This window comes from Micromonospora sp. WMMD754, from assembly GCF_049315235.1.
GTDB classification, from domain to species: Bacteria; Actinomycetota; Actinomycetes; order Mycobacteriales; family Micromonosporaceae; genus Micromonospora; species Micromonospora sediminicola.
Map to the genome: position 1 here is coordinate 1014343 of NZ_CP186058.1, position 17387 is coordinate 1031729.

At 75.5% G+C, this 17387-nt stretch carries 12 protein-coding genes; 4 read left to right on the forward strand and 8 right to left on the reverse strand.

Annotated features, from left to right (window positions below; translation table 11 throughout):
• Positions 1-422: 422 nt before the first annotated feature.
• From nudC to ACN27B_RS04785, 3 genes are read right to left on the reverse strand one after another with little or no spacing between them, the layout of a single operon-like run.
• Complete coding sequence (gene nudC / locus ACN27B_RS04775; RefSeq protein ID WP_099163767.1) at positions 423-1370, reverse strand: NAD(+) diphosphatase; 948 nt, start codon at positions 1368-1370, stop codon at positions 423-425.
• Between the two features lie 13 nt (positions 1371-1383).
• Positions 1384-2715 (reverse strand): M16 family metallopeptidase, encoded by a 1332-nt coding sequence (locus tag ACN27B_RS04780; protein ID WP_099163766.1) that lies wholly within the window; start codon positions 2713-2715, stop codon positions 1384-1386.
• Entirely contained in the window at positions 2712-4022 is a 1311-nt protein-coding gene (locus ACN27B_RS04785; protein WP_422743659.1) for a M16 family metallopeptidase, read from the reverse strand. The genes ACN27B_RS04780 and ACN27B_RS04785 overlap by 4 nt, the downstream gene beginning before the upstream one ends.
• Positions 4023-4170: 148 nt before the next feature.
• On the opposite strand from ACN27B_RS04785, the gene ACN27B_RS04790 reads away from it, so the two are divergent.
• The 4 genes from ACN27B_RS04790 to ACN27B_RS04805 are packed head-to-tail and all read left to right on the forward strand — an operon-like array spanning position 4171 to position 7342.
• Entirely contained in the window at positions 4171-5232 is a 1062-nt protein-coding gene (locus ACN27B_RS04790) for an ABC transporter substrate-binding protein (protein WP_422743661.1), read from the forward strand.
• Positions 5229-6008 (forward strand): ABC transporter ATP-binding protein, encoded by a 780-nt coding sequence (locus ACN27B_RS04795; protein WP_099163763.1) that lies wholly within the window; start codon positions 5229-5231, stop codon positions 6006-6008. Before ACN27B_RS04790 ends, ACN27B_RS04795 begins: the two co-directional genes overlap by 4 nt.
• Positions 5998-6882: an ABC transporter permease gene (locus ACN27B_RS04800; RefSeq protein WP_099163762.1), complete on the forward strand. Its 885-nt coding sequence runs from the start codon at positions 5998-6000 to the stop codon at positions 6880-6882. Before ACN27B_RS04795 ends, ACN27B_RS04800 begins: the two co-directional genes overlap by 11 nt.
• A gap of 4 nt (positions 6883-6886) precedes the next feature.
• A complete protein-coding gene (locus tag ACN27B_RS04805; RefSeq protein WP_422743664.1) occupies positions 6887-7342 on the forward strand; it encodes an RrF2 family transcriptional regulator in 456 nt (151 codons plus the stop codon).
• Between the two features lie 222 nt (positions 7343-7564).
• On the opposite strand, the gene ACN27B_RS04810 is transcribed toward ACN27B_RS04805, so the two are convergent.
• The 5 genes from ACN27B_RS04810 to ACN27B_RS04830 all read right to left on the reverse strand — a co-directional run bounded on the left by ACN27B_RS04810 (position 7565) and on the right by ACN27B_RS04830 (position 17029).
• Positions 7565-7729: a hypothetical protein gene (locus ACN27B_RS04810; protein ID WP_172967924.1), complete on the reverse strand. Its 165-nt coding sequence runs from the start codon at positions 7727-7729 to the stop codon at positions 7565-7567.
• Positions 7730-7927: 198 nt separating this feature from the next.
• On the reverse strand, positions 7928-9187 hold the full coding sequence (locus ACN27B_RS04815; protein WP_245666141.1) for a DEAD/DEAH box helicase: 1260 nt from the start codon (positions 9185-9187) through the stop codon (positions 7928-7930).
• Between the two features lie 213 nt (positions 9188-9400).
• A complete protein-coding gene (gene cspE / locus ACN27B_RS04820; protein ID WP_013288421.1) occupies positions 9401-9604 on the reverse strand; it encodes a transcription antiterminator/RNA stability regulator CspE in 204 nt (67 codons plus the stop codon).
• A 229-nt stretch (positions 9605-9833) separates the two neighbouring features.
• Positions 9834-13268, reverse strand: coding sequence for an ATP-dependent helicase (locus ACN27B_RS04825; RefSeq protein WP_099163760.1), 3435 nt, complete (start codon positions 13266-13268; stop codon positions 9834-9836).
• The gene (locus ACN27B_RS04830; RefSeq protein ID WP_422745851.1) at positions 13265-17029 is read right to left on the reverse strand and encodes an ATP-dependent helicase; all 3765 of its coding nucleotides are present in this window, start codon (positions 17027-17029) and stop codon (positions 13265-13267) included. Before ACN27B_RS04830 ends, ACN27B_RS04825 begins: the two co-directional genes overlap by 4 nt.
• Between the last annotated feature and the right edge of the window lie 358 nt (positions 17030-17387).

The following is a 17387-nucleotide window of genomic DNA, read 5'->3' on the forward strand; positions in this document are numbered from 1 at the left end:
CGCCGCGGCAACGACGGTCCGGGCCGGGACCGTGTCCGCCCGGCCCGCCCGGCCCGGCCCGCCCGGCCCGCCCGGCCCGCCCGGCCCGCCCGGCCCGGCCCGCCCGCCCGGCCCGCCCGGCCCGCCCGGCCCGCCCGGCCCGGCCGGCCCGGCCCGGCCCGCCGGAATCCGCCTGGCCCGCCACCTCGCCGAACTGGCGGCAACAACCCGCTGCGGACCACTCCACCACGCCGAGGTTGCGCGACGCGCGCGCCGGACCCCGCGACGCGTGGCCGGCGGATCGTCCTGTCGCGCTCGCCGCCCAGTCACCCTCGACGAGTGCGATATACCGCTCGGTCATATTTATGACCCAGCGGTATATCGCACTCAATCCCACTCTTCGGGTGGGCCGGTCACGGACCGTGCACCTCGGACCGAGCGGGTCAGCAGTGGCCGTCGAGCCAGCGGTGCACCAGGAAGAGCGCGATCGACGACGGCGGGGGCAGGAGCAGGCGGTCCCCGCCGTCCACCGTCACCGGCTCGTCGGCCAACGCCGCACCGATCTCCCGGCGGCTGAACCAGCGGGCGTGCGCGATCTCGGTCGGGTCGACCCGGATCGGCGCGTCGGCGTCGGCCCGGGCGAGAAAGCCGAGCATCAGCGAGCCGGGGAACGGCCAGGACTGGCTGGCCACGTACGCGATCTCCGCGACCTCGACGCCGACCTCCTCGCGGACCTCGCGCAGGACGGCGGCCTCGGCCGACTCGCCGGGCTCGACGTAGCCGGCCAGGCAGGAGTAGCGGCGCAGCCCGGGCGTGTTCGGCCAGGCCGCGTTGTTGCCGAGCAGGCACCGGCCGTCCGGGCCGTCCACCCCGTCGTGCACCAGCACGATCATGGCGGGATCGGTACGCGGCCAGGCCCGGTCGCCGTCGGGATCGATCCGCGACCAACCCGCCTCGTCGATCCGGGTCGGGTGCCCGGTGCGGGACGAGTATTCGTGCCGGAGGTGCCAGTTGAGCAGGGCCAACGCGGTGGTGAACACGCCGGCGTCCCGGTCGCTCATGAGGTGGCCGACCTCGCGCAGGTGCGCCCGGCGGGTGCCCGGCAGCTCCGGCAGCGGCCCGTCCACCGCGAAGACCGGCACCCCGTCCGGCTCGACGCCGAGGAACATCGGTACCGAGCGGGGCACCTCGGGCAGCTCACCGGGGCCGATCAGGACCAGCTCGGGCGGGGCCGCCACGCCCCGGACGAGCGCGCGCCCCTCGTCGGCCGAGTCCAGCACCAGCACCCGTGCCCGTTCCCAGGCCTCGGCCAACCAGGCCGGGTCGGTCCGCAGGTGGGCGGCCCGGTCCAGGGTGGACCGGGCCAGCGGCGGCGCGGACTCGCCGGTCACCGGCCGCCCCCCGTCACGGGGTCTCCGTCCGCACCGGCCCCAGCACGGCCAGCGAGTCCGCCACCCGGGCGGCGTCACCGAGCACCACGGTGACCGCCCGGGCCGGGGCCAGGTAGCGGGCCCCCGCCTCGGCCACGTCGTCCACCGTCGCGGCGGCCAGCCGGGCGGCGTGCTCGGCGAGGAAGTCCAGCCGGAGCCCGTTGCCGGCGTACGCGCTGGTCAGCGACGCGAGACCGGCCTGGGTGGACATGCCGAGCTGGAGCGTGCCGAGCGCGTACTGACGGGCCTGCTCCAGCTCCTCCGGTTTCGGCGGCACGGTGGCCAGCCGGCCCAGTTCGTACAGCGTCTCCACCAGCGCCGGCGCGGTCACCTCGGTGGCCACGTCGGCGCCGGCGACCAGCACCGACCCGGCCACCGAGTGCTCGACCAGCGAGTGCGGGCCGTAGGTGTAGCCCTTGTCCTCGCGGATGTTCTCCACCCAGCGGGAGGAGAAATAGCCGCCGAAGATCAGGTTCGCCAGCTGCAACGCGGCGTGGTCGGGGTGGGTGCGGGGCACCGCGGGCAGCGCGAGGCGCAGCGAGGACTGCACGGAGCCGGGCCGGTCGACCAGCACCAGCGGGCCTGGTTCGAGCGGCGGCGCGGACGGCAGCTCGGCGGTGTGCCCGTCCCCCCGCCAGCCGGCGAGCGCCCGCTCGGCGGCGTCCAGTGCCCGTTCCGGCTGGACGTCGCCGACCAGCACCAGCACCGCGCCCGCCGGGTGGACCCGCTCGGCGTGCAGCCGGCGCAACGCGGCCGGGCGGACCGCCCGGACCTGGTCGGGCTCCGGGGTCTGCACCGCGTACGGGTGGCGGCCGTAGACCCGCTTGAGCAACGCGGTCCGGGCCAGGTGGGACGGCTGGCTCTGGGCCACCTGGATCCGGTCGACCAGCCGGTCCCGCTCGGTCTGGACCCAGTCACCCGGGTAGGTGGCGCCGGTGAGCACCTCGGCGAGCAGTTCCAGCACCCGGTCCAGCCCGGTGACCAGGGCCGCGCCGGAGAGCATCAGCCGGTCCGGGTCCACGCCGGCGGAGAGCCCGCCGCCGACCTTCTGCAGCTCGGCGGCGATCTCGGTGGCGCTGTGTGCCTCGGTGCCGGCGAGCACGGTCTGCGCCAGCATGGCGCCGCGGGCCAGGTGGGCGCGCCCGAACGGCATCCAGAGGCGCAGTTCCACGAGCGGTACGGCGGGCCGCCGGACCGCGATCACGGTGAGGCCGTTGCCGAGCGTGCGCTCGGCCTGCTTCGGCACCTTGAGGCGACGGTTGGGTCCGAGCGCCGGCAGCGGCCGGACGGTGGTCGGCGTACTCATTTCAGACCTCCGGCGACGACCTCGACGGACGCGCGGCGCTCGGGCCGCAGGGTGGCGGCGGCGGCGCGGACCTGCTCCTCGGTCACCTCGCCGACCAGCCGGGGCAGCTCGTTGAGCAGGCCCGGCTCGCCGCGCTGTTGCTCCAGGACGGCCATCCGCAGCGCCCGGCCGAGCACCGCGTCGGTGTCGCGCAGCAGGTGGGTGGCCATCCGGGCCTGGGTCCGGGCCAGCTCTCCCTCGGTCAGCCCGTCGGTGGCCAGCCGGTCCAGCTCCTCGTCGACGGTGCGCAGCACCTTGTCGACGTCGCCACCGGGCGGCAGGTGCGCCTGGAGCAGCAGCGCGGTGGGGTCGCGGACGTCGAAGGGGTCGCCCATGAAGCCGAGGTAGCCGCCCAGCCCGGTGACCGAGCGGTCCCGCTGCACCATCCGCTCGACCAGCCGGGACGCGTCGCCGTCGGTGAGCACCTCGGCCAGCACCACGTAGGGCAGGTAGCCGGTGAAGTCGCCGATCGGGTCGGGCACCCGCCAGGCGCCCGCCACGGCCGGGAGCGGGGCCAGCGCGTCGGTGTACGTGCTGCGCCGCTCGGCGGTCAGGTCCGGCTCGGCGAAGTCGGGTCGCTCCGGGGCGGGGCGGGCCGGCACGTCGCCGAAGTGCCGCTCGATCAGGGTGGTCGCCTCGGCCACGTCGATGTCGCCGCTGACCGCGAGCACGGCGTTGCCGCTGGCGTAGTAGCGGCGGAAGAAGTCGGCCGCGTCGGCCACCGTGGCGGACTCCAGGTCGTCGAAGGACCCGTAGCCGTCGTGCGCGTTGGGGAAGGTGTCGAACATCACCGGGGGCAGCGTGAGCCAGGGAAAGCCGCCGTACGGCCGGTTGAGCACGTTGACCCGGATCTCCTCCTTGACCACGTCGACCTGGTTGCGCAGGTTCTCCTCGGTCAGCCGGGGGCCGCGCATCCGGTCGGCCTCCAGGAACAGCGCCCGTTCCAGGGCGTTGCTCGGCAGCGTCTCGAAGTAGTCGGTGTAGTCGAGGTGGGTGGAGCCGTTGAACGTGCCGCCGGCGCCCTGCACGTGCCGGAAGTGGGCCAGCTTCTCCAGGTTCTCCGAGCCCTGGAACATCAGGTGTTCGAAGAGGTGGGCGAAGCCGGTGCGCCCCTCCGGCTCGGAGCGGATGCCGACGTCGTAGACCACCGCCACCCCGATCACCGGGGCGCTGCGGTCCGGCGTGAGCACCACCCGCAGGCCGTTGTCGAGGACGAACCGCTCGACCGGGTACTTCGTCGCTGGGATCTTCGCTCTGCGCGTCGGCACGAGATCGACACTAGCGCCTCCGTACCGACCGCACCGGCGGTGTGCCCCGGCCGAACGGTGGACTGTCGCGGGACGGGTCTTGACGGCGGCGGCCGCTTGCCCCACTCTTCCTACCAACTAAATAGGAATACTGCGGATTGGACATGTGATGAGACGGCTCCCCCTGCGCCGCCTGGCCACCCTGGCCGCCCTGGCCGTGGTCGGCGCGGCCACGCTCGGCGCCACCGCCGCCTGCGGCGACGACAGCGACGCCGCGGGCGACTCCGGCCCGGTGACGCTGCGCCTGGGCTACTTCCCCAACATCACCCACGCGCCCGCCGTGGTCGGCGTGGAGAAGGGGATCTTCAAGGAGAAGCTGGGCGGCGACGTCACGCTGGAGACGAAGACGTTCAACGCCGGCCCGGCGGCCATCGAGGCGGTCTTCTCCGGCGCGCTCGACGCCACGTACATCGGTCCGAACCCGACCGTGAACGCCTTCTCCAAGTCCAAGGGCGAGGCGGTCCGGGTGGTTTCCGGCGCCGCGTCCGGCGGCGTGGCGCTGGTGGTCAAGCCCGGCATCACCTCGGTGGAGCAGCTGCGCGGCAAGAAGATCGCCACCCCGCAGCTCGGCAACACCCAGGACGTCGCGCTGCGCTACTGGCTCAAGGAGAAGGGCCTGCAGACCACCAAGGAGGGCGGCGGCGACGTCAAGGTCGTCCCGCAGGAGAACGCGCAGACCGTCGAGACGTTCGGCAGCGGCGCCATCGACGGCGCCTGGGTGCCGGAGCCGTTCGTCTCCCGCCTGGTCAACGCCGGCGGCAAGGTGCTGGTCGACGAGCGCGACCTCTGGCCGGACAAGAAGTTCGTCATCACGAACCTGCTGGTCAGCACGAAGTTCCTCAAGGCGCACCCGGACGTGGTGAAGAAGCTGGTCGAGGGGCAGGTCGCGGCGAACGAGTTCGTCAACACCAAGCCGGACGAGGCCCAGCAGGCGATCTCCGAGCACATCGGCAAGATCACCGGCAAGCCGCTGGACGTCAAGCTGATCAAGCAGGCCTGGCCGACGCTGGAGTTCACCAACGACCCGATCGCGGCCTCGCTGAAGGCCGGCCTGGACCACGCCGTCGCGGTCGGGCTGACCCAGCCGGTCGACCTGAACGGCCTCTACGACCTGACGTACCTCAACGAGGTGCTCAAGGCGCAGGGCAAGCCCGAGGTCACCCAGCCGTGACGTCGACCACGACGACCCCGCGCGGCGCGACCGGCTCGGTCGCGCTGCGCGGCGTGACCAAGGTGTACGGCCAGGGCGAGCAGGCCGTCCTGGCGCTGGACGGGCTGTCGCTGGACGTGGCGCCCGGCGAGTTCGTCTGCCTGGTCGGCGCGTCCGGCTGCGGCAAGAGCACGCTGCTCAACCTGGTCGCCGGCCTGGACCGGATCAGCGGCGGCACGATCGAGCTGGGCGAGGGCGTCAACCCGGGCCTGATGTTCCAGGAGCCGGCGCTGTTCCCGTGGTCGACCGTCGAGGGCAACGTCGAGGTGCCGCTGAAGCTGCGCGGGCTCCCCCGCGACCAGCGCAAGGCGCGGGTGGCCGAGCTGCTGCGTACGGTCCACCTGTCCGACTTCGGCCGCAAGCGTCCGCACCAACTCTCCGGCGGCATGCGGCAGCGGGTCGCGCTGGCCCGCACGCTCGCGCTGGACACCCCGGTGCTGCTGATGGACGAGCCGTTCGGCGCGCTCGACGCGATGACCCGGGACATCCTGCACGACGAGCTGGAGCGGATCTGGGGCGAGCGCAAGCTCACCGTCCTGTTCGTCACGCACAACGTGCGCGAGGCGGCCCGGCTCGCCGACCGGATCGTGCTGCTGTCCAGCCGACCCGGCCGGATCATCTACTCCACCCGGGTCGACGTGCCACGGCCCCGGCGGATCGACTCGCCGGAGGTCTCGGCCATCGCCGCCGAGGTCACCGACCGGCTGCGCAAGGAGGTGGGCCGCCATGGCCAGTGACACCCTCGCCGCCTCGGCGCGTACCGACGCGGAGATCTCCGGTCTGGACGCGCTGGAGATCGCCGGCCGGGAGAAGGGCCCGTCCCGGGTCCGCCGCCTGTGGTCGGCCACCTGGCCGAAGTTCGCCGCGCTCGCGCTGGCCGTCGCGATCTGGCAGGCGGTGGTCTGGTCCGGGTGGAAGGAGCCGTGGGCGCTGCCCGGCCCGGCGGTGGTCTTCGGCGACCTCGGGGACTACCTGCTCAGCTCGGCGCTCTGGGAGGGCTTGGCCACCACCGCCCGGCGTGCGGCGGTCGGGTTCGCCGCGGCGGTCGCGGTCGGCCTGCTGCTCGGTCTCGGGGTGGCCCGGGTCAAGGTGCTCCGCGCCGCGCTCGGTTCGATGATCACCGCGTTGCAGACCATGCCGTCGATCGCCTGGTTCCCGCTGGCCATCCTGCTGTTCCAGCTCAGCGAGCAGGCGATCTTCTTCGTCGTGGTGCTGGGCGCCGCGCCGTCCGTCGCCAACGGCGTCATCCACGGCGTGGACTACGTGCCGCCGCTGCTGGTCCGGGCCGGTCGCAACCTCGGCGCCCGGGGGCTCAACCTCTACCGGTACGTGATCGCGCCGGCCGCGCTGCCCGCCATCGTGGCCGGGCTCAAGCAGGGTTGGGCGTTCGCCTGGCGCAGCCTGATGGCCGGCGAGCTGCTGGTCGTCATCGCCACCCGCACCTCGATCGGCGCGCAGCTCACCTACGCCCGTGAGCTGAGCGAGGCGCCCCGGCTGATGGCCATCATGATCGTCATCCTGGTGGTGGGCCTGCTGGTGGACACCGCGTTCGGCGCGGCCGACAAGGCGATCCGCCGCCGCTGGGGTGTGCTGGACCAGGCCGGCAACTGACGCCGTGTACATCTCCGCGCGCGCCGACTACGCGCTCCGGGCCATGCTCGCCGTCGCCGCCGCCGGGTCCACCGGCGACGGGGGTGCCGGCGACGGGGGTGCCGGCGGCGGCGAGCTGGTCAAGGCGGCCAGTCTGGCCGACAGCCAGGACATCCCGCTCAGCTTCCTCCAGGGGATCCTGCTCGACCTGCGGCGGGCCGGGCTGCTGCACAGCCATCGCGGCACCGAGGGCGGCTACGCGCTGACCAGGCCGCCGGCGGAGATCAGCGTCGGTGACGTGCTCCGCGCGGTCGGGGGCGCGCTCACCAGCGTCCGGGGGATGCCGGCCGACCGGACCGGCTACCACGGCGTGGCCACCGGCCTGCGGGACGTGTGGCTGGCGGTGGACGGGGCGATCGCGCTGGTGGTGGACCGGACCACGCTCGCGGACCTGCTGGCGGACCGCGCGCCGGCGCCCTGACGCCGGGCGGGGCCCGGTGCCGGGGCCCCGCCCGGCTGCTCGCGCCCCCGGCGGTCGTGTCGGGACGCTCGTCTGTGGTGAGTGCCCCACAGGCGAAGGCATCCCTCCGAGGCGATATACCGCTGAGGCATATGTATGCCTCAGCGGTATATGCGTTCCTACCGGACAGTCGCCGGAGGACGTCACACTGCGTGACATCCTCGATCCGGTCGACAGTGCGGATCACCCAGGGTTGAACGTGCGGGCCGCGCCACGGTCCTGGGGACCGTCCACGGCCGGGTGCCACGGGCCGAACGCGGCCACCACGGCAAGCGCCAGACCGGCGCCCGCGACCGCGAGCACCAGCAGCACCTCCCGGGCACCGCCCGGGCCGGCGTCACCCGCCATGGCCGCCCCTCCGCATCCGGCTGGTCCCCCCGGACCGCCCCGGGACTCAGCATCGTCGCCCGGCCGGCAGCGGACAGTCGGCCACCCGACTGAACATCCGCTGATCCCCGACTCAGCGGGCAGCGCGGAGCGACCGGTCCGGGACGCCGGCGAACTACCGGTCGGCGACGCCGGGAAGGACCACCGGAAAACGGCCGGTCAGCGGCGACGCGGGCGGCGGCGGGGCCGGGTCGCCGGGGCGGGGTGCGCGGCGGCGGGCGGCGTGATGGTCACCGGCACGCCGGAGGGCTCCCGCGCCCCGGTCAGCCGGCCCAGCTCCGCGTCCCCGGCGCGTACCCGGGTGGTCTGCGGGTTGATCCCGGCGGTGCTCATCAGTCGGGCGACGTCCCGACGCTGCTCCGGCAGGACCAGGGTGACCACCGTGCCCGACTCCCCCGCGCGGGCGGTCCGGCCGCCCCGGTGCAGGTAGTCCTTCGCCTCGGTCGGCGGGTCGGCGTTGACCACCAGGTCCAGCCCGTCCACGTGGATGCCCCGCGCGGCCACGTCGGTGGCCACCAGCGCGGTGACCAGTCCGGTGCGGAACTGCTCCAGGATCCGGGTGCGCTGCGGCTGCGACTTGCCGCCGTGCAGCGCCGCCGCGCGTACGCCCTTGGAGAGCAACTGCCGGGCCACCCGGTCGGCGCGGTGCTTGGTGGCGATGAACACGATGGTGCGGCCCTCGCGGGCGGCGATGTGCGCCAGCGCGGTCTGCTTGTCCTCCGCCTCCAGGTGCAGCACGTGGTGGGTCATCGCGGTCACCGTGGCGGTGCCCGGGTCGACCGAGTGCGTCACCGGATCGGTCAGGAAGCGCCGGACCAGCCGGTCCACGCCCCGGTCCAGGGTGGCCGAGAACAGCATCCGCTGCCCGCCCGGCGCGACCTGCTCCAGCAGCTTCGTCACCTGCGGCAGGAAGCCCATGTCGGCCATCTGGTCGGCCTCGTCCAGCACGGTGACGGCCACCTGGTCCAGCCGGGCGTCACCCCGGTCGATCAGGTCGTGCAGCCGGCCGGGCGTCGCCACCAGCACCTCGGCGCCGGCGCGCAACGCGTCCGCCTGACGGGTCAGGGACAGCCCGCCGACCACGGTGGCGCACCGCAGCTTGAGCGCGCCCGCGTACGGGGTGAGCGCGGCGGTCACCTGCTGGGCCAGTTCCCGGGTGGGTACCAGGACCAGGGCGAGCGGGCGGCCGGGGCGGGCCCGGTGACCGGCCGTGCGGTGCAGCAGCGGGAGCCCGAACGCCAGCGTCTTGCCGGAGCCGGTGCGACCGCGACCGAGCACGTCCCGGCCGGCCAGCGAGTCGGGCAGCGTGGCCGACTGGATCGGGAACGGCGCGGTGATGCCCTGCCGGGTCAACTCGGCGACGAGCGCCGGGGCCAGGCCGGTGTCGGCGAAAGTGGGCGCAGTGGTGCTCACGGTCATGCGGAAAGCCTTCCTCGAGGCGGCACGTGTCGAGGAAGGGCGCCGGGAGCCGGCGCGTCACCGGCGTCACCGGTGGTCACAAGCACGAACCGAAAAGGGTACGGGCCGGCCCGCCTCGGCGCGCCACGTCCCGCGAACGGGAGGGCGGCGCGGCGGGCCGGCCCGTGCACCACGCCCGACGGGGCACGGTGGTGGTGCCGGTTGATCCGAAGATCAGAGCGGACGGATGTTCTCCGCCTGCGGGCCCTTCTGGCCCTGGGTCACCTCGAACTCGACCCGCTGGTTCTCGTCCAGGCTCCGGTAGCCGGAGGTCTGGATCGCCGAGAAGTGGGCGAAGACGTCGGCGCCGCCGTCGTCCGGGGTGATGAAGCCGAAGCCCTTGTCAGCGTTGAACCACTTGACGGTGCCAATTGCCATGTGTTTCGTCTCCTTGACGGAACGGTCGGCCCGCACGTGTTGCGGGCCGGAGAGGAGCCCACCGCGCGATGGTCGCACGGCGTGCCTGTCGCTGCTGGTCGCCCCGCCCGGAGAACTCCGGACACAACAAAGAGCGCCTGGGGCCACAATCCGCCAGGCGCACACAGAGTCTCTGGAAACCAAAACTGCAACCCGGACAACGTATCACGGATCTCGGCCGGTGGGGAGATCACCGGGAAAATTCCGGGACGTCGGCGACCAGCGCGGTCAGACCGGCGGCGTCGAGCAGGTCGGTCGGGCGGACCGTGGCGGAGTCCCGGACGTAGTGGAAGGCGGCACCGACGCGGTCGACCGGCACCCCGGCCAGTTCGGCCCAGGCCAGCCGGTAGACCGCCAGCTGTACCGCCGCGGCGTCCGCCTCCCGGCCGACGGGCTGCCGGCCGGTCTTCCAGTCGACCACGTCGTAGCGCCCGCCCGGGCGGGCGAAGACGGCGTCCATCCGACCCCGGACCACCACACCGGCGATCACCGTGGCGAACGGCACCTCCACCTCCAGCGGCACCCGGTCGGCCCACTCGCTGGCCAGGAAGCGCTCCTGCAGCTCGGCGAGCGCCTCGTCCGGGGCGGCGTCGTCGTCGGCCGCGCCGGGCAGCTCGTCGACGTCGAGCAGGCGGTCGGCGCCGAAGCGCTGCTCCAGCCAGGCGTGGAAGGCGGTGCCACGCCGGGCGTACGGGTTGGGTTCGCTCGGCATCGGCCGGCGCAGCGTACGGGCCAGCGCCTCCGGGTCGCGGCGCAACGCCACCAGCTGGGTCACCGAGAGCTGGCCGGGCAGCTCGACCTCGACCGCCTCGGCCCGGCGGGCCAGCTCGGCCCGCTCGGCGAGCAGCAGGTCGGCCTCGCGCCGCCAGCGGGCCACCTCCGGATCGTCGCCCGCCGGGTCGGCGGGGGGCGACGCCGGGTCGGGCGGGGCCAGCGGGGTCGCGACGGGACCGACCGTGGCCAGCAGGGCCGCCTCGCGGCGGGCCGCCTCCGGATCGGCGAGGTGACGGCGGACCAGCGCCGCCGCGTCGGTGAGCGCGGGCCGCCGGGCGCCGAGCGGGTCGGCCGGCCACTCGGCGCGCAGCACCGTCTCCGTGGTCGGGTTGACCGCGTCCCCGGCCGGCTCCGGCGCCCAGGCGTCGACCACGTGTCCGTCGACGCCGGCCAGGCCGACGTCGTAGATCTCGCGGAGGAACACCGACGGGCCACGGAACCGCTTCGTCCCCTCACCCCACCAGTAGCCGGAACAGAGCAGCAGCCGACGGGGCCGGGTCACCGCCACGTACGCCAGCCGGCGCTCCTCCCGCTCGTCGTGCGCCCGCCAGGCGTCGGTGAAGTCGGTCACCGCCCGGGCCACGCCGCGCTGGTCCGCCGCATCCGGCAGGCCCAGCTCGGGCAGCCCGTCCGCGTCGCCGCGCAGCGGGAAGGGCAGCACGCCGAGGCCGCCCAGCCAGTGGTCGGAGTTGCGGACCGGCCCCGGCCAGACGCCCCGGGTCAGACCGGCGACCGCCACCACGTCCCACTCCAGGCCCTTCGCCGCGTGCGCGGTGAGCACCTGCACGGCGCCCGCCACCACCTCGACCTCGCCCGGCGCCAGCCCGCGCTCCTCGTCCTCGGCGGCGGTCAGGTAGGCGAGGAAACCGGCGAGCGTGGCACCGGGCGTCTCGCCGCTGAACCGGGCCGCGACGTCGCCCAGCGCGTCCAGGTGGGCCCGGGCCAGGCCGGCGTCGCCGGCGCCGTCCCGGCCGGCCCGGACCGCCACCTCGACGTCCAGCCCGATCGTGCGCTCGATGTCCGCGATCAGCTCCGGCAGCGACTGGTCCAGCCGGTAGCGCAGCAGCGCCAGCTCCATCCCGTACGACCGCAGCCGGGCGAAGCCCTCCGCCGAGTACGCCTGCGCGGGCCCCAGGTCGGCCAGCGCCTCGACCAGCGTCGCCTCGTCCAGCGCGTCCACGGTGATCTCCGGCCCGTCGTCGCCGGTCAGCTCCCGGCGACCCCGGGCGATCGCGCGGGCGCGCCGGTGCAGGGCCACCAGGTCACGCGGGCCGATCCGCCAGCGCGCGCCGGTGAGCAGGCGCAGCAGCGCCGCCCCGTCGGTCGGGTCGGCGAGCACCCGCAGGGTGCAGACCACGTCCCGTACCTCCGGGGTGTCCAGCAGGCCGCCGAGGCCCACCACGTCGACCGGCAGCCCGCGGGCCCGCAGCGCCGCCTCGATCGCCGGGATCTGGCTGCGCAGCCGCACCAGCACCGCCGTGGTCGGCCGGCGGTCGGCCGGGATGTGCTCCGGCAGCGCGCCCGGCATTGCGGCCGCGCCCCGCCAGGCCGCCAGCACGCTGTCCGCGATCCAGTCGGCCTCGTCGGCGTACGTCTCCAGGAGCGCGCAGTGCACGGTGCCGGCGGCCTGCCCGCCCGGCGTGCGGTGCGGGATCGGGTCGCGGACGCTGAGCGCGGCGTGCAGCTCCGGCACCCGCGCGCCGGCGGCCCGCAACGGCACCGAGAGCGCGTTGGCGACCGCGAGGATCTCCGGCCGGTTGCGCCAGCTCGTGGTGAGGCCGAGCACTGCGGCGGGCGTGCCGTCGGCGCGGGCGAACTCGCCGGGGAACCGGTCGAGCGTGCCGGCGCTGGCCCCGCGCCAGCCGTAGATGGACTGGCAGGGGTCGCCCACCGCGGTCACCGGGTGGCCGCCGCCGAACAGCGCGTTGAGCAGCACCACCTGGGCGTGGCTGGTGTCCTGGTACTCGTCGAGCAGCACCACCCGGAACCGGTCCCGCTCGATCACGCCGACGCCGGGGTGGTCGCGGGCCACCCGGGCCGCCCGGGCGAGCTGGTCGGCGAAGTCCATCGCCTCGAAGTCGTCCTTGCGCCGGGCGTACGCGCGCACCAGCGGCAGCAGCTTCAGCCGGGTCTGCTGGAGCTGGAGCGCCTTGCGCACGTCGGCGTAGACCCGCCCGGGACGCGACTGCACCTCGGCGAAGAACCGGCCGGTCCAGGCCGCCAGCTCGTCCGGGTCGACCAGGTGCTCGTCCAGCTCGCCGGCGAGGGCGAGCACCGCGTCGGTGATGGTGGACGGCATCCGGTCCACCTCGGACATGTCGCCGTCGTAGTTGCGGACCAGCAGGTCGACCAGCTGCCAGCGGGACGCCTCGGTGAGCAGCCGGGTGGTCGGCTCGTACCCGGCCCGCAGCCCGTGCTCGGTGACGATCCGCCCGGCGTACGAGTGGTAGGTGGAGACGGTCGGCTCGCCCGCGAGCGGGTCGTCCTGCGGGTCCCGCCCCTGCCGGCCCAGCCGGCGGACGAGCTGGTCGAGCCGGGTCCGCACCCGGTGCGCCAGCTCGCCGGCCGCCTTGCGGGTGAAGGTGAGCCCGAGGATGTGCTCGGGGCGGACGTAGGAGTTGGCGACCAGCCAGACCACCCGGGCCGCCATCGTCTCGGTCTTGCCCGAACCGGCGCCGGCGACCACCAGCAGCGGTTCCACCGGCGCCGCGATGATCGCCGCCTGCTCCCGGGTGGGCGCCGGCAGCCGGAGCAGCCGGGCCAGCTCGACAGGTGTGTAGCGGGGCCCGGCGTCGGCGGCGCGCGGCGTCGGGGTGGCGGTGGCGCCGAACAGCGCCGGCTGGATCGTCATGAGCTCTCCGGGGGCGGCTCGACCACCTGGCGGCCCTGGCCGGAGACCGGGCAGCTGGTGCGTACCGGGCAGACCCGGCACTTCGAGTTGGCCACGGCGGCGAATGTCGAGGCGGCCATCGTGTCGGCGGTGCGGCGGACCAACGCGGTCGCCCAACCGGCCTCGGGGCCTTCGCCGGCCGCGGCCTGGGCCTGCTCCTTGGCGTCCCGGGCGCCGGTGCCGAGCTGCACCAGCGCGGCACCGCCGGACTCCCCGCCGAACTCCGCGAACCCGCCCGCCTCCACGGCCGCCTGGTAGGCCCCGAGCTGCGGATGCTCGGCGACCTCCCGCTCGGTGACCGCCGTCGACTTGCCGGTCTTCAGGTCGATCACCACGAGCCGCCCCTCGTCGTCGACCTCCAGCCGGTCCACCCGGCCGGTCAGCTCGACCGGACGGGACGGGTCGTCGAGGCGGACCGCGAACTCGTGCTCGATGGCGAGCAGCCGGCGCGGGTTGCCGGCCAACCAGCGCAGCAACTTGTCGACCATCGCCTCGGCGCGCTGCCGTTCCGGCCCGGCCATCCACCGGGCGGCCAGCTCGATCGCGTCGAACCGGGCGGCCACGTACTCCAGCAGCGCCTCCCGGTCGACGCTGGCGTCCTCGGCCAGCATCGCGGCGGCGTGGACCAGGTTGCCGACGCCCTGCGCGGCGCTGGCCGGCCCGCTACCGCCGTGCCGCTCCAGCAGCCAGCGCAGGCTGCACCGCAACGCGCTCTCCATGGCCGACGGCGTGACCCGGACCGGCTCGCCCTCGTCGACCAGCGGCCGGTCGTCGGAGAGCCCGCGCAGCCCCCACCAGTCCTCCGGGTGCGCGCCGGGCACCCCGGCGGCGGCCAACCGGGCCAGCTCGCCCGCCGCCGCGTGCCGCCGGGTGATCGGCGCCGCCGGGTCGGTGACCGCGGTACGCAGCTCCGCCACCAACGCGGACAGGGTGAGCCCGCGCGGCGGCAACGTCACCGGGAGCACGCCGGGCGTCGCGTCCTGCGGCTGCTCGTCGCCGTGCGGCACCGGCCCGTCCGGCTGCTGTCCCGGGCCACGGGTGCCGCTTCCGCCCGCCGGGCCGCCACCGTTCGGCGTCGCGGCGTCACGTCGCTCGCCGTGCGGGCCGTCGCCGTTCGGGCCGTCGCCGTTCGGGCCGTCGCCGTTCGGGCCGTCGCCGTTCGGGCCGTCGCCGTTCGGGCCGTCGCCGTTCGGGCCGTCGCCGTTCGGGCCGTCGCCGTTCGGGCCGTCGCCGTTCGGGCCGTCGCCGTTCGGGCCGTCGCCGTTCGGGCCGTCGCCGTCAGGGCTCGGCGGGGTGGTGCCGCCCGCGCCGGTGGCGGGCGGGTCGGTCGCGGCCAGCTCGTGCAGGAACCGGCTGGGCTGCTCCTCGTGGTCGTCGCCGCCGACCGCCGCGGAGGCGACCGCGGTGACCAGGAGCCGGCGCCGGGCCCGGCTGACCGCGACGTGGAACAGCCGCCGCTCCTCGTCCAGCAACGCCGACGTCTGCCCGACCAGGCTGGCCCGCAGGCCGGCCCCGTCGGCGCGGCCGGCGAGCACGTCGACCAGACGCTCCGAGCCGAGCAGGCTGCCGCGCAGCCGCAGGTCCGGCCAGACGCCCTCCTGCACCCCGGCGACGGCCACCAGGTCCCACTCCAGGCCCTTCGCGGCGTGCGCGGTGAGCAGGCGTACCGCCTCGCCCCGGTCGGCCGAGGCGGCCAGCGTGTCCGCCGGCAGCTCCTGCCCGAGCACGTGGTCGAGGAAGACCTCGGTGCGCGCGCCGGGCAGGCGGTCGGTGAACCGGGCCGCCGCGTCGAAGAGCACCAGCACCGCGTCCAGGTCCCGGTCGGCCGCCTCGGCCCGCCAGCGCTGGGCGGTCTCGTGCTCACCCGTGGCCGCCCGCCCCCGCGTGATCTGCCCGGCCCAGCGCTCGGCCAGCCCGCTCTCCCGCCACACCGCCCAGAGCACGTCCTCGGCGGTGGCGCCGGGGGTGCCGGCGGCCTCCCGGGCGGTCGCCAGCAGATGGGCCACGGCCTGCGCGGGAGCCGCCCAGCGCCGCTCGATCGCGGCCAGCTCGGCCGGGTCGCGCAGCGCCTCCACCAGCAGCTCGCCCGAGGGACGGCGGTCGCCCCCGGCCAGCGCCAACGCCCGCAATCCCTGGCGCAGCCGCCGCTCGGCCAGCGGGTCGGCCCCGCCCAGCGGCGAGTGCAGCAACGCGACCGCCGCCTCCTCGTCCAGCCGGTCGGGTTCGAGCGCGCACCGCAGCAGGAGCAGCAGCGGGGCCACCGCCGGCTGAAGGTGCAGCGGCAGGTCCTCGCCGTGCACGACGGTGGGCACGCCGGCGGTGTGCAGGGCCCGGCGCAACGACGGCAGTTGCCGGCCGGTCGACCGGACCAGCACCGCCATCCGCGACCAGGGCACGCCGTCGAGCAGGTGCGCCTCGCGCAGCGCGTGGGCCAGCCAGGCCGACTCACTGGTGGCCGAGCGGAACGTGCGTACCTCGACCGCGCCGGCCGGGGCGTCCGGGAGCGGGCGCAGCCGCCGGTGCGCCGCCGGGCCGCGCAGCCGGCGGGCCAGCCGGGCGGTGGCCGCCAGCAGCTCCGGCCCCGCCCGGTAGGAGGTGGTCAGCGTGACCTGGGCGGCCGGTGCGCCGGAGGCGGTCCGGAAGCGGTGCGGGAACGTGGTGACCCCGGCCGGGTCCGCGCCGCGGAAGGCGTACGTGGACGAGTCGGGGTCGGCGAAGGCGACCAGGGGTGCGCCGCCGCCGGCCACCACGGCGAGCAGGTCGAGCTGGGCCGGGTCGGTGTCGGCCAGTTCGTCCACGTAGACGTGGGCCAGCCGGCGGCGTTCGGCGGCGAGCAGCTCCGGGTCGTCGAGCAGCATCCCGGTGGCCGCCCGCACCAGCTCCGCCGGGTCGTACGCGACCGAGCCCCGGTTGCTCACGTCGCGCAGCGCGAGGACGGCGACGTACTCCCGCAGGAAGCGCGCGGCGGCCGGCCAGTCGGCGCGGCCCAACTTCTCGCCCAGCCGGGCCAGCTCGACCGGGCCGACGCCCCGCTCCGCGGCCCGCATCAGCAGGTCGCGGAGCTGCTGGGCGAACGCCCGGGTCCGCAGCGCGGGGCGCAGGTCCTCCGGCCAGCCGACCGGGTCGTCGTCCGGGTCCTCGCCGACCACGTCGAGCAGCTCCCGGATGATCAGATCCTGCTCCGGCCCGGTGAGCAGCCGGGGCGAGGGTTCGCCGCGCTCGGCGGCGGCCCGGCGGAGCAGCCCGAAGGCGTACGCCGGGAAGGTCCGGACCAGCGGCTCGCGCAGCACCCGGTGCCCGTCGCCGGCGATCCGCGCCTCGATCCGGTGGCGCAGCTCGGTGGCGGCGCGCCGGCCGAACGTGAGCACCAGGACGCGTTCCGGATCGACGCCCTCGGCCACCCGCGCGGCCACCGCCTCGACCAGGGTGGCGGTCTTACCGGTGCCGGGACCGCCCACGACCAGCATCGGCCCGTCGGTGTGCGCGACGACCTCGGCCTGCACCGGATCCACCCGCCGGCGAGCGCCTCCGGCCGACCCCACCTCGGCGTCGGCCCCGGCCCGGGCGTGCGAGGGGTGCGCGGCATCGCCCGTCGACCCCCCGGATCGCGGCTGCGTCACGGCCGGCCCGTCGGACCGGCTCACCCCCTGCCCCGCCCCGGCGTCGTGGGTGACCCCCGCCCCCGCGTCGCCGGGCCGGCGCACCAACCGGTACGCCTGCATCACCCGACATCCCACCACGCCGGTACGACACCCGGAAACCGACGCCACCCCACGCGCCGCAGCTCACCCGGGCATCGGGAACGGTTGGCACACGGGCCGGCAGTGGGCCCGGCGTGCCCCGAGCGCCGGTCGCTCGCGGCCTCCCGCACCCCGAACAGTCCCTCGAACCCCGTGCGAAGCCCGCCCGCAGCGGAATCCCGACCCCGCCGGCGGGCCCGCAGACACCCATGACGTTCCACCCGCCCCGCCCGCACGCCGTGAGTGGAACGGTATGGGTGTCAAACGGGGCCGCAGACACCCATGACGTTCCACCGGCCCGCTTCGCTACGGGTGAGTGGAACGGTATGGGTGTCAACGG